Origin of the sequence: Campylobacter sp. MIT 12-5580, assembly GCF_005406235.1 — a bacterium.
Lineage (GTDB): Bacteria > Campylobacterota > Campylobacteria > Campylobacterales > Campylobacteraceae > Campylobacter_D.
The window spans coordinates 49,381-71,523 of record NZ_NXLK01000004.1 but is presented as its reverse complement, the minus strand read 5'-3'; the positions used below and the strand labels follow the sequence as shown (position 1 = coordinate 71,523).

Below are 22,143 nucleotides of genomic sequence, written 5' to 3'. Positions count from 1 at the left end.
TGGGCTTTACTTAAAAGATAGAGCAAAAAGCTAGAGTAAAGCTCATTTTTACTCAAAAATACCTTCAAGTAAAGCTTGCAAATACTCATCGACATTAAATTCAAGTAAATCCTCTACGCCCTCGCCTACTCCTATATAAAGTATAGGAAGCTCAAGCTCTTTTGCTATACCAAATAAAGCCCCACCCTTAGCTGTGCCATCAAGCTTAGTGATAATCACACCATCAAGCTTAACAAGCTCGTTAAAAGCCCTAGCTTGCAAAATGCCAGCATTACCTTGAGTGCCATCAAGCACGAGGATTTTTTGATGGGGAGCATTTGGCATAGCTTTAGCACAAATTCGCACGATTTTTTCAAGCTCGCTAGCAAGATTTTTTTGATTTTGCAAACGTCCGGCTGTATCTAGGATCACCCTATCATACTTTTTAGCCAAAGCCTTGCTAATCGCATCATACGCTACAGCTGAGGGATCGTGACCTTGTGCGGAAGCGACTATGTCAAGTTCGAGTTTTTTAGCCCAAAGCTTAAGCTGCTCGATCGCTCCAGCTCTAAAGGTATCACAAGCTCCTAAAATCACCTTTTGATTATTTTGTGTATAAAAATTTGCAAGTTTAGCAATACTTGTGGTTTTTCCAGCCCCATTTACGCCTAAGATAAGCTGAACAAAGGGCTTTTCCTCAATAGCTTTTGGTTTATCATAGATAAAATACGCCTTCATCACGCGTAGTAAATCTTCCTTTTTAACCTCATCGCTTGGCGGAAGATAATATAAAATTTCTTCTATGATCTCATAGCTCACATCAGCTTCAAGAAGCATTTCTTCAAGCAAATCTTTTGAAATTTTTTCCTTACCCTTTTTAAGATCGCTAAAATTAGCAAAGGTTTTTTGCAAACCTTTTTTTAAAAAATCAAGCATTACATAATCGCTTTTTGAATGTCAATATCAAGCATTTCTTGAGGGATAATACCCAAATACTGCCCCACAAGCTCGCCAGAACTTGAATAAAGTATCATCGTAGGTATAGCATTCACTCCACCCACGCTTTGAGCAAAGGTAAAATTTGGCTCGCCCAAAGCCACTTTAAAGCTGATTTGCTTTTCATTTATGAAATTTGATACTTCGTTTGAATTTTTATCTTCAAGCAAAATACCGATAATATTAAAATTATCTTGATACTTTTCTTGAAGCTTGTTAAGATGAGGAATTTCAGCCAAACACGGAGCACACCAAGTTGTAAAAAACACAAATAAAGTTGCCTTATCATTACTCACAAACTCAAGTTTTCCTTCATTTGACTTGATAAATAAATTCTCGCCATTATTGAGTTTAAGATCAAAGCTTTGTTTATTGCCCTGTCCCCAAGAAAGAAGTGAGCTTGCATTTTGTTCATCTTTATCATCACTTGAGCATGAGATTAAAAAAAGAGCTAAAAACAAAGTTATAAAAATTCTCATTTATTTTCCTTTTTAAATTTCGTTAAAATCTTTTAAAAAATGCTAAGATTATATAAGAAATTCATAAATGGATACACAATGAAAAAAGAATTTAGAAAATTGCAAAAAAGCAAATTAATCCAGCTTCAAAAATACTTTTTCAGACATGATTTTGCTGTATTTAAAGAATGCCTCAAACTTATAAAAAACACAAAAGCAAAAAATGTCTTAATCTACCTACCACTTGCTTATGAGCTTGATTTATATAAGTTTAGACACGAATTCAGTAAAAATTGTCAGCTTTTTGTTCCATTTATGCAAGATGAAAGTTTAAAAGTGATAAAATTAAGACTACCTTTTTATAAAAAGAGGTTTGGGGTTAAAGAACCAAAGAATTCTTTGATGAGTGTTAGAATTGATTTAGCTATAGTGCCAGTGCTTGGCGTGGATAAAAGCTTTAAAAGAATAGGACATGGTAAAGGTTTTTATGATAGGTTTTTTGCAAGCTTAAAATATAAACCTTTAATCGTTTTTGTGCAAGCTACGCAGGGATTTAGCCAAAACAAACTAAGTCAAGAACACGATATACAAGGTGATTTCTATCTTAACCCTTTTAAAAAATTTTATAAGAAAGAGTTGAAAAATGCTGATAACTTTAACTGCATTTATCGCCGTTATCATAGGCGTAGGGATTGGGTATATAGTTGCCAAAAAAATAAACGATGCAAAGCATGATATTTTTATTGAGCAGGCAAAAGCAAAAGCAAAAGCCATAGAATACGAAGCTGAGCTTGTACTAAAGGATGCTAAAAATTCAGTTTTAAATGCTGAGTTTGAAGCCAAAAAGAAATTTGAGGATAAAAGCCACAAAATGCAAAAAGAATATTCTCAAAAATTTGATGATTTACACAAAAAAGAGCAAAATCTCAAAGAAAGCTCACAAGAACTAGAAAAAAAGCAAAAAAAGGCTACAGAGCTTTTTGAAGAAAGTATTAATCTTAAAAACAATTACGAAGAAAAGCTAGTAGAAGTTTTAAAAACCTTAGAGCGCTCAGCCGGACTTACCCAAGAAGAAGCCAAAAAAATCGTCTTAAAAAAAGTCGAAGAAAACTCAAGGCAAGAAATCGCTTCTATAGTCCGTAAATACGAAGAAGAAGCCAAAAACGAAGGTAAAAGAAAGGCAAACTACATCATCGCACAAGCGACTTCTCGCTTTGCTGGTGAATTTGCAGCTGAAAGGCTCATCAATGTCGTAAATATCAAAAACGATGAGCTTAAAGGACGCATTATAGGCAAAGAAGGACGCAATGTCAAAACTCTAGAAATGGTGCTAGGCGTGGATATCATCATCGATGATACGCCCGGAGCTATCATAGTAAGTTGCTTTAACCTCTACCGCAGAGCCATAGCGACGAAGGTTATAGAACTCTTAGTTGAAGATGGACGCATTCAACCTGCCCGCATAGAAGAAATTTATGAAAAAGTCTGCAAAGACTTTGAAAGCTCAATCCTTGAAGAAGGCGAAAATATCATCATGGATTTGGGGCTAAGCAAAATGCACCCTGAGATAGTTAAACTTATCGGTAAGCTTAAATACAGAGCAAGCTACGGACAAAATGCTCTTGCTCACTCTTTAGAAGTCGCTCACTTAGCTGGTATCATCGCTGCTGAATGCGGAGGCGATGAAAGCTTGGCTCGTCGTGCTGGGCTTTTGCACGATATAGGCAAGGCTTTAACTCATGATTTTGAAGGCTCGCATGTGGATTTAGGAGGCGAGCTTTGCAAGCGATATAAAGAGCCTGAAGCTGTGATAAACGCCATTTACGCTCATCATGGACACGAAGAAGCTACAAGTGTGGAAAGTGCGGCTGTTTGTACTGCTGATGTGCTTTCTGCAGGACGACCCGGAGCTAGAAGAGAAGTTCTTGAAGCCTTTTTAAAACGAGTTACTGAGCTTGAGGATATAGCTAAAAGTAAAGAAGGTATTAAAAATGCTTACGCTATAAATGCTGGGCGTGAGATTAGAGTCATTGCTAATGCAAAACTTATCAATGATGATGAAGCCGTGCTTTTGGCTAAAGAAATTGCTAGTGAAATTCAAGATAAGGTGCAATTTCCGGGCGAAATCAAAGTCAATGTTATACGCGAGCTTAGGGCTGTGGATTACGCGAGATAAGAGGCTTTTTTTATGAGTGAAACTATCGCGAGCTTGCTTGAGTATGGTTATATTATATTGTTTGTGTATTCATTAGGTGGTGGAATGGTAGCTATCTTAGCTGCTGGAGTGTTAAGCGCTGGAGGGCATTTTAGCCTCAGCCTTTGCATAGTCTTAGCCTTTGTGGCAAATACGCTTGGCTCGACACTTTTATTTATCTTAGGCAAATACTATAAAAAAGATTTAATGCCGTATTTTAAAAAACACCGACGCAAGCTTGCTTTAGCTCAAATGAAGATCAAACAATACGGCGTTTTTTTACTTTTGCTTCAAAAATTCATCTATGGACTAAAAACCTTTATCCCTATGGCGGCTGGACTTGCGAAATTTAACTTTTTGAAATTTTTCATCATCAACACACTTGCAAGCTTGCTTTGGGCTATAGTTTTAGGATATGCTGGCTTTGCTTTTGGAGCTGTTATCACGCCTTTTATGGATACTTTAGGCACTTATCCTTATCTTGTGCCTTTGTTTTTGCTTATTTTAATCGCTTTGATTTGGTTTTATCTTTCTTCTTTTTCTAAAAAAACACAATGAAAAGATGGGTAAAAAAATACCAAGAATTCCTTTTTCTTGGATTTTTTTGCCTTTGTGTTTTTAGTCTTAATCTTTTTTATGAATACAGACAATTTTTAGCCTTTAAAGAAAGTAAGCATATCTATCTTAAAGATATTAGCGTGCTTTTAAGTTATATAAAAACAAATGAAAAAGGTAGAACTTATAGGGTTTTAAAGCTTGCTAGCAACGACTTTAACTTTTATACCACCACAGCTAAAGATAAAGAAATTTCAAACTATGCAAAGCTAAATTTAAGAGCTATTACAAGCAAAGTAAGCTTTAAAGACTATCTTTCAAAAAGCTTTTATATGCCAAGTTATGATTTAAATATCACTTCAACAGAGCCTGTTTTTAAACATAAAATCATTCCTTATTTTCTCAATCAGCACCAAGATGAAAAGATTAAGGAATTTTATGGGGCTTTGTTTTTTGCCCTTAGTGTCTCAAAGGAACTTCGAAATGATGTCAATCACTATGGCATAGCTCATCTTATCGCCATTAGTGGCTATCATATCGCTTTGATTTTTTCTTTGCTCTTTTTTTGTTTTGCTCCACTTTATAGCTTTTTTCAAAAACGCTATTTTCCTTACCGAAATTTACGGCTTGATTTGAGTGTGATGATTTTTGTATTTTTGCTTTTTTATGCTTATCTTATCGGCTTTGTGCCAAGTTTTGTGCGATCTTTAGTGATGGCTTTGTTTGGCTTTTATCTTTTAGCCAAGCATAATAAAATCATTCATTTTGGGAATTTATTTTTTAGCGTATTAATCTGTCTTGCTTTATTTCCGCAGCTTCTTTTTAGCGTAGGCTTTTTGTTTTCAGTTTTGGGAGTATTTTTTATCTTTTTATATTTACATCATTTCGCAAGCTATTTTAATGCTTTTATTAATATCATCTTGCTAAATTTATGGACTTTTTTAGCGATGATTATCCCAGTGTTACATTTTTTCCCACTTATTTCTTTCCAGCAGTTTTTAGCCATACCTTTAAGTGCGGCTTTTGTTGTATTTTATCCCTGCGTTTTGTTTTTGCACCTCATAGGCTTTGGAGGGCTAGTAGATAGCTATTTACTTGATTTCTTTAACTTTAAATTTCACGCCTTAAATTTTGCAAATATAAGCTTGAACCTACTCTTAGCCTATATATTACTAGTTCTAATTAGCATTCGTTTTAAATGGCTTGCTCTTTTTTGCGTTGTTTTAAATTTAGTGCCGTTTTATATCTTGCTTTAAAATAGCGTTTAAAAGCACTCAAAATGTGGTGATTTTGATAATTTTATATATTGCTTATGTTAATTAATATTATTCTAGTCTTTAATTTAAAATCCTTAAAAAAATGTAAAAATAATGCTTAGAAAAATATTCATTTTATATTCGTTTAATAAAAACTCTGCTACAATGAAGTGAAAATCAAATTTTGGAGGTCTTTCTTATGAATAGAAGGGATTTTATCAAAAACTCTGCTATTGCTAGTGCTGCTGGCGTTGCAGGTTTGAGTCTGCCAAGTTCAGCTTTAGCTAATGCTCAAGAACAATGGCAATGGGATAAATCAGTATGCCGTTTTTGTGGAACAGGCTGTGGTATCATGGTCGCAAAAAAAGATGGCAAAATCGTTGCGGTTAAAGGCGATCCAGCTGCTCCGGTAAATCGTGGGCTAAACTGCATTAAGGGCTATTTTAATGCTAAAATTATGTATGGCGAGGATCGTTTGGTGCAACCTTTGCTTCGAGTCAATGAAAAGGGCGAATTTGATAAAAAAGGCAAATTCAAGCAAGTTTCTTGGCAAAGAGCTTTTGATGAAATGGAAAAGCAATTTAGAAAGGCTTACAATGAGCTTGGTGCCAGTGGTATAGCTGTTTTTGGTAGCGGACAATACACCGTTCAAGAAGGTTATGCGGCTGTAAAGCTCATCAAAGGAGGCTTTAGATCAAACAATATCGATCCAAACGCAAGACACTGCATGGCTTCAGCTGTTGTAGCTTTTATGCAAACTTATGGAGTTGATGAGCCAGCAGGCTGTTATGATGATATAGAGCTTACCGATACTATCATCACTTGGGGAGCAAATATGGCTGAAATGCACCCGATTTTATGGAGCCGTGTTTCAGATAGAAAGCTTTCAAATTTAGATAAAGTCAAGGTTATCAACCTCTCGACTTTTTCAAACCGCACCAGTCATATCGCAGATAGTGAGATCATCTTTAAACCAAATACTGATTTAGCGATATGGAACTACATCGCTAGAGAGATAGTCTATAATCATCCAGAAGCTTTGGATATGGATTTTATCAAAAATCACTGCATTTTCACTACAGGTTATGCTGACATTGGTTATGGTATGAGAAACAATCCAAACCACCCAAAATTCAAAGAAGCAGAAAAAGATATAGTCGCTAAACAAAACTCTATAGTTCTTGATGAAGAAGAAGCCGTAGCTTTAGCTTATCTTGGCGTTAAAGCAGGCGATACTCTTGAACACAAGCACGCAGGTGCAGCTATGGCTCACTGGGAAATCAGCTTTGAAGACTTTAAAAAAGCCCTTGAACCTTATACTTTAGACTATGTGGCTAAGGTTTCAAAGGGTGATGATAATGAAAGCTTAGAAGATTTTAAGAAAAAACTTCAAGAACTTGCCAATCTTTACATAGAAAAAAACCGCAAAGTTGTGAGCTTTTGGACTATGGGCTTTAACCAACACACAAGAGGCACTTGGGTAAATGAGCAAGCGTATATGGTGCATCATTTACTTGGCAAACAAGCAAAACCAGGAAGTGGAGCATTTTCTCTAACCGGACAGCCATCAGCCTGTGGCACTGCTAGAGAAGTAGGCACTTTCTCACACCGCTTACCAGCTGATATGGTTGTGGCAAATCCTAAACACAGAGAAATCACAGAAAAAATTTGGAAACTCCCAGCAAAAACCTTAAATCCAAAGCCGGGTGCTCCTTATCTTAAGATAATGCGTGATTTAGAAGATGGCAAGATCAAATTTGCTTGGGTGCAAGTGAATAATCCTTGGCAAAATACAGCCAACGCAAACCACTGGATAGCTGCAGCACGAACTATGGATAATTTCATCGTAGTCAGTGATAGTTATCCGGGTATTTCAGCAAAGGTAGCCGATCTTATCTTACCAAGTGCGATGATTTATGAAAAATGGGGTGCGTATGGCAATGCTGAAAGAAGAACCCAACACTGGAAACAACAAGTCTTACCTATAGGTGAAGCTATGAGTGATACTTGGCAGATGATGGAATTTGCAAAACGTTTTAAACTCAAAGAAGTATGGGGAGAAACAAAGGTTGATGATAAAACGACTTTACCAAGCGTTTTAGAAGAAGCTAAGGCTATGGGTTATAGCGAAGAAAGCACGCTTTTTGATGTACTTTATGCAAATGAAGATGCGAAAAAATTTAGCGCTGATGATGCTGTAATGCAAGGCGTGGATAATAGCGAAGTAAAAGGTGACGCAAGAAAGGTTATAGGCAGTGATGGTAAAGAATTTACGGGCTATGGCTTTTTCGTGCAAAAATACCTCTGGGAAGAATACCGCAAATTCGGACTTGGACACGGACACGATCTAGCAGATTTTAACACCTATCATCAAGTAAGAGGCTTAAGATGGCCTGTAGTCAATGGTAAAGAAACCCAGTGGCGTTTTAACACCAAATTTGATTATTATGCTAAAAAAGCAGCTCCAAATTCAGACTTTGCTTTTTATGGAGCTGCTGATAAAGCCTTGCAAAGAGGAAATTTAATCGCTCCAACTTCTGGCGATGAGAAATTCTCACTTGCAAACAAAACAAAGATTTTCTTCCGTCCATTTATGAAAGCTCCTGAGCGTCCAAGTGCTGAGTATCCTTTCTGGCTTTCTACAGGTAGGGTTTTAGAACATTGGCATAGTGGAACGATGACTATGCGTGTGCCTGAACTTTATAGAGCTGTGCCTGAGGCGTTGTGCTATATGAACGAACAAGATTGTGAGAAGCTTAGTTTAGCACAAGGCGATCTTGTATGGGTTGAATCGCGTCGTGGTAAGGTTAAAGCACGCGTTGATATGCGTGGTAGAAACAAACCGCCTGTAGGACTTGTATATGTGCCTTGGTTTGATGAAAATGTCTATATTAACAAAGTTACTTTAGATGCGACTTGCCCACTTTCAAATCAAACAGATTTTAAAAAATGTGCGGTAAAAATCACTAAAGCGTAAAAACAATGAAAAACCGAAGAGAGTTTATGCAAACTGGCTTTAAAGCCCTTTGTCTTTGTGCGGGCGGTGGCTTTTTAGCTACGCTTGCACTTAAGGCTGATGAGGGATATTTTTTACGCCCACCCGGAGCTGAAGATGAAAAGCGTTTTTTATCTTTATGCATACGTTGTGGTTTGTGTGTAAAAGCCTGTCCTTATGATACTTTAAAGCTTGCAAGTGTTTTTGATAGCCCAAAAAATGGCACACCTTTTTTTGAAGCAAGAAAAACGCCATGCTATCTTTGCGAGGATATACCTTGCATAAGAGAATGCCCTACAAATGCTTTAGATCATCAGTATTTAGAGCGTGAAAAAGGTGTTTTGGAACTTAAAATGGGTATAGCTATACTTGATAGCGCAAGCTGTGTCGCTCACTGGGGTGTGCAATGTGATGCGTGCTATAGAGCCTGTCCATTGATTGATAAGGCTTTAAAACTTGAGCTTAAACGCAATGAACGCACCGCTAAGCATGCTTTTTTGCTCCCTGTTGTCGATCATGAAGTGTGCGTTGGCTGTGGGCTTTGCGAGCGAGCCTGTATCACAGAAGAACCAGCTATCCGTGTTTTACCGCGTGAATATGTGCTTGGTAGAGCCGGGACAAACTATGTCAAAGGCTGGGACAAGCAAGATGAACAAAGGCTAAAAGACGCTGATACAAGCAAGAAAAACGAGCAAAACAAAGCTAGGGATTATCTTAATAGCGAGGATTTGTTATGAGATATTTACTTTTAAGAAGAGCTGTTCAGCTTGGAATTTTAGCTTGCCTTGGCTTTAGCTCACTTGATTTTATCGCTAAGGGTGATTTAAGCTCATCTGTGTGGTTTGATACCATCCCACTGAGCGATCCTTTTGCTTTTTTACAAATCGTGCTTGCAAGTTTGAGTATAGACGCTGCTGTTTTAAGCGGAGCCTTAATCATTGCTTTTGTGTATGCGGTATTTTTAGGACGCGCATTTTGTGCGTGGGTATGTCCTATCAACCTTATCACTGACTTAGCAGCTTTTGTGCGAAAGAAATTTGGCTTTAAGTCTTCTAAATTTGTGATCTTGCACAAAAACTTACGATACCTTGTGCTTATTTTGTGCTTAGTGCTTTCTTTTGTGCTTTCTTTGCCTGTGTTTGAGAGCATTTCTTATATAGGCATAGTGCAAAGGGGTATTATTTTTGGCAGTGTTTCTTGGCTTTTTGTTGCTTTTGTGATCTTTTGTATAGATAGCTTTTTAAGCCCAAGAGCGATTTGTTCGCATTTTTGTCCTTTGGGAGCATTTTATGCGCTTATCTCTCGTTTTGCTTTGCTTAAAGTAAAGCACAAAGCACAAAACTGCACCAAATGCTATAAATGCATAGAAATCTGCCCTGAAAAACAAGTGCTTTTTATGGTAGGCAAGGAAAGCAAAAGCGTGAGTTCTGGGGAGTGCATAAGATGTGGGCGTTGCATTGAGGTTTGTGATGATGATGCTTTGGTTTTTAATATTTTAGATTTAAGGAGTAAAAAATGAAAAAGAAAATTATAATGTTAGCGTGTGCGTGTGCTTTAACTTTCATCGCTTGTCAAGATAAAAAAGAAAGCACAAGTTCAGCACTAAGTTCTGATGAGATAGGCATAAGAAAAACAAGCGTTGAAAACGAAAACAATGTTGTTTTACCTGATGCAAATTTCACTACTTTGCAACCGGGCGAATCAAATTTGATCGAACGATCATTTGAAAATGCTCCACCGCTTGTGCCTCATAGCATCGAGAATATGCTTCCTATCACAAGGGAAAATAATATGTGCTTAAGCTGCCACGACAAAGCAATTGCTGCTGATGTGGGTGCTACAGCTATGCCTATGACTCATTATTTTGACTTTCAAGCAGGTAAAGCAACAGGCGATGAAGTAAGCAACGAAAGATTTAACTGCACCCAATGCCATGTGCCTCAAAGTAATGCAAAACCTTTGGTTGGAAACACTTTCAAGCCAGAGTTTAAAAGCGAAGAAGCAAAGAAAAGATCAAATCTCATCGATGCCTTAAACGAAGGGGTAAAATAAATGCCAAAAGCTCTTGCTATCTTGCTTTTAAGCCTAAGTTTATCTTTAGCCTTAGAAGCTGAAGTGTTTAAAAAAACTCAAGATCATTCAAATATAATGAGCTTGAGTAAAGCAGATGAAATTTTACTCATCGGCACGGATTTAGGTAGTGTAGAGCTTTTTGACTTAAAAGAAAAAAAGAGTGCATTTTATCTTCAACTTGCAAAGATAGAAAATTATTATGAAAAAAATGTCTCGCCACGCGTTTTTAGCCTTGATATGCAAAAAGATAAGGTGCTTATCTTAAGCGAGGCTTCATTTGGTGGAAAAAACCTAAATTTACTTGATCAAAACAAAAAGCTACAAAGTAAAAAGCTTGCTTTTGATTCTGCAAAAAAAGCCTTTTTACTTGATGATGATAAGGTTTTACTTGCTCTTTCTTCAGCACGTTTAATCTTGCTTGATTTTTCAAATTTAAAAGTGCTAAAAGAGTATATTTTTTCACATTCTAGCTTAAATGATGCTGCATTGAATGAAGATAAAACCAAGCTTGTAGCTGGCTTTGAGAGCGGAGAAGTCAAGCTTTTTGATCTAAAAAGATGGCAAGAAGTTGCTAATTTTGATCAAATTCACAAAGATAGTGTATATAGCGTGGATTTTAAAAACTCAAGCGTTTTAAGTTGTGCTACTGATAGAAAAGTGGGACTTGTGCAAAATGGCGTACAACGTTTTGTAGAAAGGGATTTTCTTATCTATACTTGTGCTTTAAGTGCTAATGCAAGCGTATTTGCTTTTGGTGATAGTAGCAAAAACACACTTGAAATTTTCTCTAGCTCAAATCTAAAAAGAATAAAAGCTTTTGAAAATCTTAATTTTTCACTCGAACACATACTTTTTTTAGATGAAAAAACTCTACTTGTTTCAGGATATAATGATACAATTTTAATTTTTACACTCAATGAAGGATAAAAATGAATATCTCAAGCGTTTTAATCATAGCAAAAAAAGAACACCAAGATAAGCTTTTAAAAGAGATTAAGCTCATCAAAGACTGCAGCGTCGAGCTTAATGAAAATGACAAAATCATCGTAATCATTGAAAGTGAGTGCTTAGATGATGAGCTAAAAGCATATAAAAGCTTGGAAGCCTTAAAAAATATCATCAGTATAAATATGGTTTTTTCTTATCAAGACTTAGATGAAGACATCCAAAAAGCAAGTGAAGGCAAAAACTTGCTTGAAAAACTTGAAAAGAAAGAAAATGCAAAAGATATAGAGTATTATGGAAATATCTTTCAAAAATACTAAATTTGCATAAGTATTTTTTGTAATTTTTTAAAATCCACAAACCCTACCCCATTTTTCGCTTTAGATATTTTGACTAAGAAGGCTTACACAAACCAGCTTCAATGAGAAAGCAAGAAGGCTTATAGTGAGTGTTTTTGTTTTTATCATACTTGGCATAACTAAGATAAAGCATATCTTTTGCTCTTGTTGCAGCCACATAAAACAGCCTTCTTTCTTCCTCTAAAGATCCACCCATAAGCATAAGCTTTTCATTAGGAAAACGTCCCTGTGCAAGATCGACAACAAAAACAAGATCAAACTCAAGCCCCTTGCTTGCATGAACGCTAAGTAAATTTACCCCAGAGCCATTACTCATCTCGTTTGCTCCAAGTGTAAGAAAATTATAAAATTTATAAACATCACTATAATTTTTTGCCAAATCCTTAAGCATAGCCAGCTTCAACTCTATCTTTTCTAACGCCAGCTTTTTTTTATCCATATCAACATGCCCTGCTTTATTTGTCGCTCTTTTTGTCGCCAAAAACTCACAAATTTTAACAAAAAGCTCATTTTCTAAGATAAGTGTAATAAGCTCATTTGAATTTGTTGTTTTAACACTTTCTTTTATAAAATGATATATTTTTTCGAGCTTTAAGGCTATATATTCATTGATTTTTGGTAGGCTTAAAATGGGATTTTCATTAAATTCGCTCTTTAAATGAAAGCGGCTTGGGTTTTGCAAGCTTTCAAGCTCCTCAAAAAGCCCCAAATCATAGCTTTTTTTCGCTGTTTTTTTTAAATTTGCTTTTTTATCTGGCTCTAAAAAACCACGGATTAAATTACCCTCGCCAAGTTGTAAAAAACTATCAAAAAGCTCCTTTGCAAGCACACTCCCAACACCTTTTACATACTCGAGCAAATGAATAAATGCCATGATATCTTTAGGATTTACCCTTAAAGCAAGCATTGCGCAAAATGCTTTAATCTCAAGACTATCAAAAAAACTACGACTTTCTTTTCGCACGCAAGCAATGCCCTGCTCTCTTAAAGCCACTTCCATGCCATCAGCACTTGAGTTATTACGAAAGATCACCGCTACCTTTTCAAAACTCACCCCACTTGTAAGTATGATTTTAGCAATATGCTGATACTGCTCAAAAAGCTCATTAAAAACGAGCAAAACAGGAGCTTTAAACTCGCCTTGCCTTGTTACAACAAGTTCTTTTGGATAAAGGCGTTCGTTATTGATAATGACTTTGTTTGCAAGGGCAAGTATAAAACGACTTGAGCGATAATTTTTATTTAAGGTGTGAATTACAGCGTCTTTAAATCTTTCTTTAAAGCCTCCTATAATACCAATGTCAGCCCCATTAAAAGCATAAATACTTTGATCATAATCCCCCACACAAAACAAACTTTTGCTTTTAAAAGCCTCTATCAAAGAACCTTGCAAGGTATTTGTATCTTGATACTCATCAACTAAAATTTCATCAAATTCTTTTTTCTCTTCATTTAAGCTTTCTTTAAGATGAAGCAACAAGTCATTAAAATCTACATAATTAAACCGCCTTTTTTCCTCCTCATACTCGTGCAAAATATCTTGATAAATTTCTGCAAAAACGGCTTGTTCTGGGTAGTTTTGACAAAAAAATGCTTCAAAATTCCTATCTTTGCTTTTATTTTGAAAAAGTGAGTATATATCATACAAATAACTTGGCATATAAGGCTTAGTATCACTTAAATGAGCAAAAGTTCTGCGCTCATAAACGCTTTTTAAAAGCACTTTAAGCTCAGCATTTGGCTTTAAAAGTATTTCTTTGTTGCGTTCTTTAAGTAAGGTATAAGCGGTGCTGTGAAAGGTTCCGGCGATAATTTTTTGTGTAATTTCTTTTGGAAAATAAAGGCTTAAGCGAGAGATCATCTCTTTACTTGCTTTGTTTGTAAAGGTTAAAAGCATAATCTTTTCAGCACAAATTCCTTGTTTTAAAAGATATGCTATGCGAGCAACTATAGTAGAAGTTTTACCCGTGCCAGCACTAGCGATGATAAGATTGTGTCCGAGTTTAGCTGTGGCGGCTTTGTATTGTTCTTCATTAAGCTTTGAAAGTGGCATTATTTTCCTTAAACTAAAGGCAAGATTATAACAAATTTTATCAAATCAAACTTTTATTCTTTCTCAAAAAAATCAAACTTTACAACTTAAGCTATAAAAATACTTTTTATTTTTATTATCTGTAAAAAAGGTGTTTTAAAAGCATAATTTTTATAAAAATAAGCTAGTTAAAAGTTTTTCAAATTCCCTTGTCTTTTTTGAGCTAAAAACTAATACTCATTTTTTTCCATGCAAAAGCAAATTCTCAAGCTCAAGCACTCTTTTTTCAAGCAAAGCAAGTTTGTCTTCGCAATGCTTATCTATAGCTCTGCTATTTTCTTTTTTGTTTTTTACTATCCTTGCTGGTATGCCAACAGCTGTTGCACTTTCTGGAACATCGGCTATAACTACAGCATTTGAGCCTATTTTTGCGTTTTTGCCTATGGTAATATTGCCAAGCACTCTTGCTCCTGCTCCTATGATAACACCGCTTTTTATGGTAGGATGGCGTTTAGTGTTTTTATCTAGGCTTGTGCCACCTAAGGTTACGCCTTGATAGATCAAAACATCATCTTCAATGATAGCCGTTTGTCCTATAACAACTCCATTTGCATGATCGATAAATACACGTCTGCCAAGCTTTGCGCCAGGGTGTAAATCAACCCCTGTAAAAAATTGTGAAATTCCACTGATAATACGAGCGATTCGCTTGCATTTTCTTGTGTAGAAAAAATGCGCAAAGCGGTAATTTACCACAGCCCAAATACCAGGATAATTAAAAAAAAGCTCAAAAACTGAATGATAAGCTGGATCTTGAAGCTTAGCTTGATCAAAATCTTCTTTAATAAGAGCAAAAAAATTCATCACACATCTGCACTTTTTAAATATCCATTATCATTTAAAAATAGATAAAGTTCGCCTAAAATTTGCTTTTTTTGCTTTTCATTCACAAGTTTTGAATTTGAAATTCTTTCATTAAGTATGTCCATAATCACATGGATATCATAATCTAAATCGTCTAAAGTATCAAGTATAGATTGAGCTTCTATGACACTTTCTAGCTCATAGCCTTTTTCATCTATCTTTATACTTGCTTCAGTAGGATGCACAAAAAGATTGTGTTTCATTCCAAGCACTTCTTGATAAGCTCCTACTAAAAAAAATCCTAAAAAATAATTTTCTTTCTCAATATCTATATCGTGCAAAAATAAAGGATTGCTCTTAGAATATGAAATTTCACCATCGCTATCACAAGTAATATCCCAAATGCTCGCACTTCTTGTTGGTTTTTTATCCAAATGCGTCAAAGGCATGATAGGAAAATTTTGCTCTAAGCCCCAAAAATCAGGGATTGATTGAAAAAGTGAAAAATTGATCAAATAGCGTTCTTGCACCTCATTTTGCAAGGCTAAAAAATCAGCTGAGTTTTGCGTATCTCCAAGCAAGGCAATGGCTTTTTTGATGATTAAATGCACTAAAATTTCAGTATTTGATCTATCTATTAAATCCACATAGCCTAGATCAAAAAGGGTTAAAATGCTCTCCATATGATCTATGCTATCGTGCATATATTCAAGGGCATTTGAAGGCTTTATGCTTTTATATAAATCATAAAGCTCATCAACAAGCTTTGGATTTTGCTTTTTAAGTGCAAGTTTGCTTTCTGTGTATTCTTGAGAAAAAAGCTCTAAAACAGGAGCAATTAAAACAGCATGGCTTGCCGCGACAAAACGTCCACTTTCTATAAAAATGTCTGGTTCTAAGTCCTTTTTTTGCTCGGCTATATTTTTAAGGATAAAGACCACATCATTAGCATACTCGCCTAAGGTATAGTTTTTGCTTTGCTCATCCTTAAACTGCGAGTACTCCACAGCTAAGCCTCCGCCTAGATTAATGGCTTTTAAATTTTTTGCTCCCATTTTTCTTAGCTCTGTGTAGATATTGCCTGCCTCATTTAAAGCTTTTTTAAGGGGGTGGATTTCAGTGATTTGCGAGCCAAGATGAAAATGTATCATGGTAAAATACTCAAGTAAATTATTTTTTTTAAGCAAATTAATAGCCTCTATAAGCTCAGTTGAAGTAAGTCCAAACTTAGAGTTTATCCCCCCACTCTTAGCCCAAATTCCAACCCCAGCTGAATGAAGCCTTACCCTTAAGCCTATATTTGGCTTAGGCTTAAAACGTTCCTTAGCTATATCAATAATGCTTTCAAGCTCATTTAAACCCTCTATAGTCAAAGTGATATTATGCCCCATTTCACGAGCTATAAAGCCTATGTTGATAAGTTCTCTGTCCTTAAAGCCATTGACTGTGATGGGTGCGTCTTGATTATTATACGCCATAGCCAGCAAAAGTTCAGCCTTTGAACCTGCTTCAAGTCCGTAATTATAATCCTTGCCAAGTTTAACAAGGTTTTTTACAAAACCTGGATATTGATTTACCTTGAGCGGATATACAGCGTTAAATGAGCCTTTATAGTCAAATTCCTTTCTTGCATTTGCAAATTTACCATAAATATTTTCAATTTGCTTGTGGATAAGATGAGGAAAACGAAGCAACAAAGGTCCTTTATAGCCATCATCTCTTAAGGCTCTTATGATCTCAATGAGGGCTGGTTTTTTGCCAAAATTTACACAAACCTTGCCATTTTTAATGATGAAATTATCATCGCCCCAAATATCTATACCATAATCTTTCATAAAGCCTGCTCCAAGTCTTTAATGCGTATGAGTTTTTCTTCTTTTGTGCTTAAGTTTTTATAAAAAAGACTTTGTTTTTGTGCCTCATCTTCACCCATACATAAAAAAACTTCAGCTCCTAAAGTATCAGCTTGATTTAAATGCTTTGCAAGCTTTTTTGCCTCATGAGTAAAATGCACGATTTTGCTTTCTTGAAGTTTTAAACTTAAAGCAAAAAGCTCTTTGATAAAAGCCTCATCTAAGGCACAAAGATAAATTCCTTTTCTTAGCTCTTTTTGTTCTTTAAGCTCTAAAATCGCCATTAAACGTTCTATACCTATAGCAAAGCCCACTCCATAGCCTTGCTTGCCTCCAAGATAAGCAATCAGTCTATCATAACGCCCACCACCTGCTACAGCAGACTTTGCACCAAGTTCATCACTTTCAAACTCAAAAGCCGTTTTTGAGTAATAATCAAGCCCACGCACCAGTCTTTCATCACATTCAAAGCTTATATTACTCACACTTAAAAGCTCTTTTAAAAGGCTAAAATCTTGCCTGCATTCCTCACATAAGCACTCGCTTAATTTTGGGTGATTTTTTAAAAGCTCTTGACAATGCTCGTTTTTGCAATCAAGCATACGAATAACATTTTGTTCCTTGCGTCTTAAACAATCCTCACAAAAGCCTTCCTTGCTCTCAACAAAGGTAAGAAATTTTTGCTTAAACACTCCCATGCACTTTTCACAACCTAGTGAGTTTATCTTTAATCTTGTTTGAATTTCAAGTTTTTTTAAGATAGTATGAAGCATGGCTATGAGTTTTGCATCCTCATACACACTTGGGGTGCCAAAGCTTTCAACCCCAAATTGATGAAATTCACGCAAACGTCCTTTTTGTGGTCTTTCATAACGAAACATTGAACCATGATAAAACCATCTTTTTACGCTTATATTTTTATCAAATTTATGCTCTATATACGCTCTTACAACCCCGGCCGTACCCTCAGGTCGCAAGCAAACTTCATTTTGCCCCTTATCGATAAACTCATACATTTCTTTACCTACTATATCAGAGCTTTCCCCAACACTGCGTCTAAAAAGCTTACTAAGCTCTAAATGAGGTGTATTTATAAAACTAAAACCATAGTTTATAGCTACTTCCTCGCAGGTTCGCACCACTTTTTCATAAAGCCTAGCCTGCTTATCAAAGATATCTTTCATTCCTTTTAAAGCACTAATCATTGATAAATTCCTTAATTAATTTATGAAGTTTAAGCTTATCCTCACAAGCTTCAAGCGTGATAAACTCGAGATTTTTTTGCTCTTTTAAAAATAAAAGCGTTTTTTTGAAATTTTCTTGTATATTCATAAAATACTCAAAGCCTCTTTGTTCTATCTTATCAAGCCCTTTGCCAACAAGTCTTTGTCTAAGTACTTCTTCATCGGCTTGTAAAAACACAGCCTTTTTTGGAAAAAAATCCTCAAGCACAAAATCATTTAAAAAAAGCAAACTTTCTAAGCTAAAATGCACGCTTGCATAAGCTATACCAGAAATAACACTTCGATCTGAGATAATGAGCTTATGAGAATTTGGCTTTAATACGCGTTCAAAATGATCAGCCCTATCAGCCAAAAAAAGCATAAGTTCAGTTTTTGCATCAAAACTATACTCGCTATTAAGCAATAAGGTTCTTATATGCTTGCCAAATTCAGTTGCACCGGGTTCAAGCGTAAAAAGAGCGTTTTTAAATTCAGGCTTTAGAAGCTCTATTTGCGTGCTTTTGCCCACTCCATCAAGTCCTTCAAATACTACATACATTCTCTATCTTTCATATAAGGAATAATCTCTTTTGGCACAAGCGAACTTAAATCTCCGCCGTGTTCATTCACTGAACGCACTATGGAGCTTGAGATAAAAGCGTTTTTCAAATGAGGCATCAAAAAAATGGTTTCAAACTCTTGCCATAAGGCATTATTAGCATAATTAAGCTGCAATTCATACTCAAAGTCGCTCACCGCTCTAAGCCCACGAATGACAGTGCTTATATTCATCTGCCTTGCTAAATCCACAAGCAAAAAATCAAAAGTGATGATTTGCACATTGCCCTTTAAATTTTCAGTAGCCAGTAAAGCAAGTTGTTTTCTTTTTTCTAGGCTAAAAAAGGGGTGTTTTTGCTCATTTTTAGCGATAGCTACAACAACTTTATCAAAGATATTTAAGGCTCTTTTAATCACATCTAAATGTCCATTTGTGATAGGATCAAAGGTGCCTGGATATAAACAAGTCATTTGCTTTACTCCAATTTTAAATTTATACAATCAAACAAAGAATTCTAGCAAATTTTTGCTTAATCCAACTCATTTTGCCATTTTTTAAATAAATCATGTTTTAAGCCAAGTAAATCAAGCCATTTGCCAACGATGAAATTTTCAAGTTCTTTTAAGCTTGAAGCCTTACTATAGCTTGCCATTACAGGAGGAGCTATACAAACGCCCATCTTAGAAAGCTTATACATATGTTTTAAATTTAAAGTTGAAAAAGGCAATTCTCTTACCCCTAAAATGAGCTTTTTTTGCTCCTTTAAAGCCACAGCACAAGCTCTAGTAAGTAAAGTATGAGCTAAACCTTGATAAATTTGAGCTAGAGTATTGATAGAACAAGGGGCGATGATAGTTTTTTCTATACCAAAAGAACCGCTTGAAACCCCAGCAGCTAAGTTTTTATCATCAAAAAACTGCGTTTTTTCAAGCTTAAATTTATCCTTGCAAAAGCATAAAAACTCATCTTGATGAGTTAAGTTTTGCTGGGCATTTTCAGCTAAAAAGCTGGTTTTTGCCCCCTCGCTTATCACTGCATAAATTTGCAATCTTTGTTCTTGCAAAGCAATATTTTCTAAAGCCTTAAGCAAAGAAAAGCCTAAATTTACACTACTTGCCCCACTTATACCAACAAGAATTTTCATTGCAAAAGCACCTCGTTTTTGTTGATAATCTGTCCTTGCATAACTTTGCCATCTTTAGTTTTGACTTTGATTATCTCGCCTTTATCGCCACTTTCAAGGGCGCTTACTTCAATCAGCACATTTAAACCTTCATCTTTAAGCAAGCCTTGTATAGTATTGTTTTTTTTGATGAGCTTGTTGCCTTTAAACATATTTTTTTTCAAAATACTATTTTTTCGTATTGTAGTTTTAGCAATCAAATCAAGATCATCATCACGCAAAAGAGCATCTTGAGGCACTTTATCAAAACTCATTAAAACAAGATTATAATCAAAAGCACTCAAGCTTTGCCCTCTTTCTAAGTCCTTATTTGCCCTTAAAACCTCTAAATCAGCCTTAATAAAATAGCGTAAAAAAATATTCCTTTGCAAGTTTTGCGGGCTTTTAAATTCAGCTCTTAAATAACCATTTGCTCGGTTGAATTTACCTTGTGCAAGTTTTAAAAATTTATATTGTGAAAAGTCCCTTGGTAAAGAATTAGTGTGAATCTCTATATCTTTGATGATAAGGGTTGGGAATTTGTTTTGATATGTCTTGATAAGTTCGAGTTTTACTTGTTCTAGATTTGTATCAAGCCCAAAAGCTAAAAACGGCACAAATAACAAAAAACAAATTTTTCGTATCAAAGCCTTGCTCCGTAGTTTTTTTACACTATCATACAAAAAAATTCTTATAAAACAAAGCTTTGAAACGCATTTTTGTCTAAAAAGTTGGGATGATATTACCCTCATATTTTTCAAGCATAAATTTCTTTACTTCTTGACTATGCAAAATTTCTTTTATAACTTGAGTTTTGGCTGAATTTACATCTTCTTTACGCACAGCAAGAAAATTTGCATAAGGACTATTTTTATCCTCTAGGATAATAGAATCCTTAAGCGGTTTTAAACCAAAATCAAGAGCGTAGTTAGTGTTAATCACCGCTAAATCCACATCCTCTAAAGCCCTTGGAACTTGAGCAGCTTTTAGCTCTTTAAATTTTAATTTTTTAGGATTAGAGCTAATATCAAGTGGGGTTTTTAAAGCTACTTTCCTATCAAGCTTGATTAAATTTGCTTTTTCAAGTAGTTCAAGCGCCCTACTTTCATTTGTAGGATCATTTGGCACAGCTACACTTGAGCCAGTTTTAAGCTCACTTATATCCTTAAATTTTCTTGAATACGCTCCCATAGGAAAGATAGCCACACTTAAAACAGCTTGCAAATCTGTCTTATTTGCTTTGTTAAACTCATCTAAATACGGCTTATGCTGAAATAAATTTGCATCCAGTGAGCCTTCAAGCAAGGCTTTATTTGGTATAGAATAATCGCTAAATTCGACGATTTTAAGCTCATAGCCCTTTTGTTTAAAAAGTGGTTTTGCAAATTCTAAAATTTCACCAAAAGGCACCGGAGTTGCTCCTATAGTGATGATTTTATCATTTGCACTTAAATTTGTTAAAAAAAGTAAGCTTGCTAGAATAAAAGCTTTAATTTTCATATATACTCCTTTATACAAGCTCCTTTAAAAAGGAGCTTGGGTTTAAAATGCTGGGATTACCGCACCTTGATATTTCTCTTCGATGAATTTTTTCACTTCATTGCTTTGTAAGGCTTTGATTAAAGCTTTAGTTTTGGCTGTATTTTCATTACCAGCTTTTACGACTAGGATATTAACATAAGGGCTATCCTTACTTTCTATAACAAGAGAATCTTTAACAGGATTTAAATTCGCTGCCATAGCATAGTTTGAATTAATCACAGCAAAATCAGCATCTTCTAACGCTCTTGGAAGCTGGGCAGCTTTAAGCTCTAGGAATTTAAGCTTAAGATCATTTTTGCTAATATCAAGTGGAGTTTTAAGCTCTTTTTGAGCGTCTTTAAACTCAATTGCTTTTGTGCTAGCGATGATATTTAAAGCCCTGCTTTCATTTGTCGGATCATTTGGAATAGCAATTTTTGCACCATTTTTAAGCTCTTTGATATTTTTAAATTTCTTAGAATACACACCCATAGGCTCAAGGTGAATGCCAGCGACATTAACAAGCTTTGTGCCTTTGTTTTTGTTAAATTCATTTAAGTATGGTGTATGCTGAAAGAAGTTCGCATCAAGCTCGCCACTATCTGTAGCTAAGTTTGGTTGCACATAATCGTTAAATTCTTTAATCTCAAGCTCAAAGCCAGCTTTAGCTAAATTTGGCTTTATAAACTGCAAGATCTCAGCATGAGGCACAGGAGTAGCTCCAACGATAATTTTTTCTGCATTTGCGTAAGTTGCTAAGCCTAAGATAGAGGCTAGAAGTAGAGTTTTTAATTTCATTTTGTTTTCCTTTCATAGTCAAAATATTTGTGCTTGCTTCATCTAAAATAATCTGACTACCGAAAACATTAAAGTTTTTGATGATAGCCAGACTAACGCATCTGAGTCATCATAAAAAAATCCTTTATTTATTAGAAATAAAAATTATAGGATTTTACACTTTTTTTCTTAAATGAGACTGAATTTAAATAAAAATATTGGCATTTTTTATATAGTAAAAAATAAAATATGGGTAAAAACTAAAAACAAGAGCATTTTTCTAGCTCTTTTTCACGGAATTTAAATTTAAATTTTGTTATAATCAAGCTTTAAAAAGGAGTA

Annotated in this window: 22 protein-coding genes; 10 read left to right on the top strand and 12 right to left on the bottom strand. The window is 35.2% G+C overall.

Features of this window, described 5'->3' with window-relative positions; genetic code table 11:
* Positions 1 to 48: 48 nt before the first annotated feature.
* Complete coding sequence (gene ftsY / locus CQA38_RS05375; protein ID WP_137632976.1) at positions 49 to 915, bottom strand: signal recognition particle-docking protein FtsY; 867 nt, start codon at positions 913 to 915, stop codon at positions 49 to 51.
* Positions 915 to 1,454, bottom strand: a complete 540-nt coding sequence (locus CQA38_RS05370) for a TlpA disulfide reductase family protein (protein WP_137632975.1) — start codon at positions 1,452 to 1,454, stop codon at positions 915 to 917. The genes ftsY and CQA38_RS05370 overlap by 1 nt, the downstream gene beginning before the upstream one ends.
* 78 nt (positions 1,455 to 1,532) lie before the next feature.
* Here CQA38_RS05370 and CQA38_RS05365 point away from each other — a divergent pair, with 78 nt between their 5' ends.
* The 10 genes from CQA38_RS05365 to CQA38_RS05320 all read left to right on the top strand — a co-directional run bounded on the left by CQA38_RS05365 (position 1,533) and on the right by CQA38_RS05320 (position 11,771).
* Complete coding sequence (locus CQA38_RS05365; RefSeq protein ID WP_137632974.1) at positions 1,533 to 2,168, top strand: 5-formyltetrahydrofolate cyclo-ligase; 636 nt, start codon at positions 1,533 to 1,535, stop codon at positions 2,166 to 2,168.
* A complete protein-coding gene (rny, locus tag CQA38_RS05360; protein WP_137632973.1) occupies positions 2,077 to 3,609 on the top strand; it encodes a ribonuclease Y in 1,533 nt (510 codons plus the stop codon). Before CQA38_RS05365 ends, rny begins: the two co-directional genes overlap by 92 nt.
* Positions 3,610 to 3,621: 12 nt before the next feature.
* Entirely contained in the window at positions 3,622 to 4,185 is a 564-nt protein-coding gene (locus tag CQA38_RS05355; protein ID WP_137632972.1) for a DedA family protein, read from the top strand.
* On the top strand, positions 4,182 to 5,438 hold the full coding sequence (locus tag CQA38_RS05350; protein ID WP_137632971.1) for a ComEC/Rec2 family competence protein: 1,257 nt from the start codon (positions 4,182 to 4,184) through the stop codon (positions 5,436 to 5,438). The genes CQA38_RS05355 and CQA38_RS05350 overlap by 4 nt, the downstream gene beginning before the upstream one ends.
* A gap of 199 nt (positions 5,439 to 5,637) precedes the next feature.
* Positions 5,638 to 8,415, top strand: a complete 2,778-nt coding sequence (gene napA / locus CQA38_RS05345) for a periplasmic nitrate reductase subunit alpha (RefSeq protein ID WP_137632970.1) — start codon at positions 5,638 to 5,640, stop codon at positions 8,413 to 8,415.
* Between the two features lie 5 nt (positions 8,416 to 8,420).
* Complete coding sequence (gene napG, locus CQA38_RS05340; RefSeq protein WP_137632969.1) at positions 8,421 to 9,170, top strand: ferredoxin-type protein NapG; 750 nt, start codon at positions 8,421 to 8,423, stop codon at positions 9,168 to 9,170.
* Positions 9,167 to 9,952, top strand: coding sequence for a quinol dehydrogenase ferredoxin subunit NapH (gene napH / locus CQA38_RS05335; RefSeq protein ID WP_137632968.1), 786 nt, complete (start codon positions 9,167 to 9,169; stop codon positions 9,950 to 9,952). The genes napG and napH overlap by 4 nt, the downstream gene beginning before the upstream one ends.
* Positions 9,949 to 10,485 (top strand): nitrate reductase cytochrome c-type subunit, encoded by a 537-nt coding sequence (locus tag CQA38_RS05330; protein WP_137632967.1) that lies wholly within the window; start codon positions 9,949 to 9,951, stop codon positions 10,483 to 10,485. Before napH ends, CQA38_RS05330 begins: the two co-directional genes overlap by 4 nt.
* Positions 10,486 to 11,433 (top strand): WD40 repeat domain-containing protein, encoded by a 948-nt coding sequence (locus CQA38_RS05325; protein ID WP_137632966.1) that lies wholly within the window; start codon positions 10,486 to 10,488, stop codon positions 11,431 to 11,433.
* 2 nt (positions 11,434 to 11,435) lie between these two features.
* The gene (locus CQA38_RS05320) at positions 11,436 to 11,771 is read left to right on the top strand and encodes a chaperone NapD (RefSeq protein ID WP_137632965.1); all 336 of its coding nucleotides are present in this window, start codon (positions 11,436 to 11,438) and stop codon (positions 11,769 to 11,771) included.
* A gap of 73 nt (positions 11,772 to 11,844) precedes the next feature.
* Here the strand turns inward: CQA38_RS05320 and CQA38_RS05315 are convergent, their stop codons facing one another.
* The 10 genes from CQA38_RS05315 to CQA38_RS05270 form a co-directional block, all read right to left on the bottom strand.
* Positions 11,845 to 13,863 (bottom strand): ATP-dependent helicase, encoded by a 2,019-nt coding sequence (locus tag CQA38_RS05315; RefSeq protein WP_137632964.1) that lies wholly within the window; start codon positions 13,861 to 13,863, stop codon positions 11,845 to 11,847.
* Between the two features lie 216 nt (positions 13,864 to 14,079).
* Complete coding sequence (cysE, locus tag CQA38_RS05310; protein WP_137632963.1) at positions 14,080 to 14,706, bottom strand: serine O-acetyltransferase; 627 nt, start codon at positions 14,704 to 14,706, stop codon at positions 14,080 to 14,082.
* Complete coding sequence (gene speA, locus CQA38_RS05305; protein WP_137632962.1) at positions 14,706 to 16,541, bottom strand: biosynthetic arginine decarboxylase; 1,836 nt, start codon at positions 16,539 to 16,541, stop codon at positions 14,706 to 14,708. The genes cysE and speA overlap by 1 nt, the downstream gene beginning before the upstream one ends.
* Positions 16,538 to 17,764, bottom strand: a complete 1,227-nt coding sequence (gene hisS, locus CQA38_RS05300) for a histidine--tRNA ligase (protein ID WP_137632961.1) — start codon at positions 17,762 to 17,764, stop codon at positions 16,538 to 16,540. Before hisS ends, speA begins: the two co-directional genes overlap by 4 nt.
* Positions 17,757 to 18,341, bottom strand: coding sequence for a dTMP kinase (tmk, locus tag CQA38_RS05295; protein ID WP_137632960.1), 585 nt, complete (start codon positions 18,339 to 18,341; stop codon positions 17,757 to 17,759). The genes hisS and tmk overlap by 8 nt, the downstream gene beginning before the upstream one ends.
* Complete coding sequence (coaD, locus tag CQA38_RS05290) at positions 18,332 to 18,811, bottom strand: pantetheine-phosphate adenylyltransferase (protein WP_137632959.1); 480 nt, start codon at positions 18,809 to 18,811, stop codon at positions 18,332 to 18,334. The genes tmk and coaD overlap by 10 nt, the downstream gene beginning before the upstream one ends.
* 59 nt (positions 18,812 to 18,870) lie before the next feature.
* Positions 18,871 to 19,485, bottom strand: coding sequence for a UbiX family flavin prenyltransferase (locus CQA38_RS05285; protein ID WP_137632958.1), 615 nt, complete (start codon positions 19,483 to 19,485; stop codon positions 18,871 to 18,873).
* Entirely contained in the window at positions 19,482 to 20,138 is a 657-nt protein-coding gene (gene flgA / locus CQA38_RS05280; RefSeq protein WP_349290126.1) for a flagellar basal body P-ring formation chaperone FlgA, read from the bottom strand. Before flgA ends, CQA38_RS05285 begins: the two co-directional genes overlap by 4 nt.
* 88 nt (positions 20,139 to 20,226) lie before the next feature.
* Positions 20,227 to 21,003, bottom strand: a complete 777-nt coding sequence (locus CQA38_RS05275; protein WP_137632956.1) for a MetQ/NlpA family ABC transporter substrate-binding protein — start codon at positions 21,001 to 21,003, stop codon at positions 20,227 to 20,229.
* Between the two features lie 42 nt (positions 21,004 to 21,045).
* Positions 21,046 to 21,822 (bottom strand): MetQ/NlpA family ABC transporter substrate-binding protein, encoded by a 777-nt coding sequence (locus CQA38_RS05270; protein ID WP_137632955.1) that lies wholly within the window; start codon positions 21,820 to 21,822, stop codon positions 21,046 to 21,048.
* Positions 21,823 to 22,143: the final 321 nt, after the last annotated feature.

Coding starts and splice junctions, on each gene's coding strand:
- ftsY (WP_137632976.1), bottom strand. CDS start 915: ATGCTTGATTTTTTAAAAAAAGGTTTGCAAAAAACCTTTGCTAATTTT.
- CQA38_RS05370 (WP_137632975.1), bottom strand. CDS start 1,454: ATGAGAATTTTTATAACTTTGTTTTTAGCTCTTTTTTTAATCTCATGC.
- CQA38_RS05365 (WP_137632974.1), top strand. CDS start 1,533: ATGAAAAAAGAATTTAGAAAATTGCAAAAAAGCAAATTAATCCAGCTT.
- rny (WP_137632973.1), top strand. CDS start 2,077: ATGCTGATAACTTTAACTGCATTTATCGCCGTTATCATAGGCGTAGGG.
- CQA38_RS05355 (WP_137632972.1), top strand. CDS start 3,622: ATGAGTGAAACTATCGCGAGCTTGCTTGAGTATGGTTATATTATATTG.
- CQA38_RS05350 (WP_137632971.1), top strand. CDS start 4,182: ATGAAAAGATGGGTAAAAAAATACCAAGAATTCCTTTTTCTTGGATTT.
- napA (WP_137632970.1), top strand. CDS start 5,638: ATGAATAGAAGGGATTTTATCAAAAACTCTGCTATTGCTAGTGCTGCT.
- napG (WP_137632969.1), top strand. CDS start 8,421: ATGAAAAACCGAAGAGAGTTTATGCAAACTGGCTTTAAAGCCCTTTGT.
- napH (WP_137632968.1), top strand. CDS start 9,167: ATGAGATATTTACTTTTAAGAAGAGCTGTTCAGCTTGGAATTTTAGCT.
- CQA38_RS05330 (WP_137632967.1), top strand. CDS start 9,949: ATGAAAAAGAAAATTATAATGTTAGCGTGTGCGTGTGCTTTAACTTTC.
- CQA38_RS05325 (WP_137632966.1), top strand. CDS start 10,486: ATGCCAAAAGCTCTTGCTATCTTGCTTTTAAGCCTAAGTTTATCTTTA.
- CQA38_RS05320 (WP_137632965.1), top strand. CDS start 11,436: ATGAATATCTCAAGCGTTTTAATCATAGCAAAAAAAGAACACCAAGAT.
- CQA38_RS05315 (WP_137632964.1), bottom strand. CDS start 13,863: ATGCCACTTTCAAAGCTTAATGAAGAACAATACAAAGCCGCCACAGCT.
- cysE (WP_137632963.1), bottom strand. CDS start 14,706: ATGAATTTTTTTGCTCTTATTAAAGAAGATTTTGATCAAGCTAAGCTT.
- speA (WP_137632962.1), bottom strand. CDS start 16,541: ATGAAAGATTATGGTATAGATATTTGGGGCGATGATAATTTCATCATT.
- hisS (WP_137632961.1), bottom strand. CDS start 17,764: ATGATTAGTGCTTTAAAAGGAATGAAAGATATCTTTGATAAGCAGGCT.
- tmk (WP_137632960.1), bottom strand. CDS start 18,341: ATGTATGTAGTATTTGAAGGACTTGATGGAGTGGGCAAAAGCACGCAA.
- coaD (WP_137632959.1), bottom strand. CDS start 18,811: ATGACTTGTTTATATCCAGGCACCTTTGATCCTATCACAAATGGACAT.
- CQA38_RS05285 (WP_137632958.1), bottom strand. CDS start 19,485: ATGAAAATTCTTGTTGGTATAAGTGGGGCAAGTAGTGTAAATTTAGGC.
- CQA38_RS05275 (WP_137632956.1), bottom strand. CDS start 21,003: ATGAAAATTAAAGCTTTTATTCTAGCAAGCTTACTTTTTTTAACAAAT.
- CQA38_RS05270 (WP_137632955.1), bottom strand. CDS start 21,822: ATGAAATTAAAAACTCTACTTCTAGCCTCTATCTTAGGCTTAGCAACT.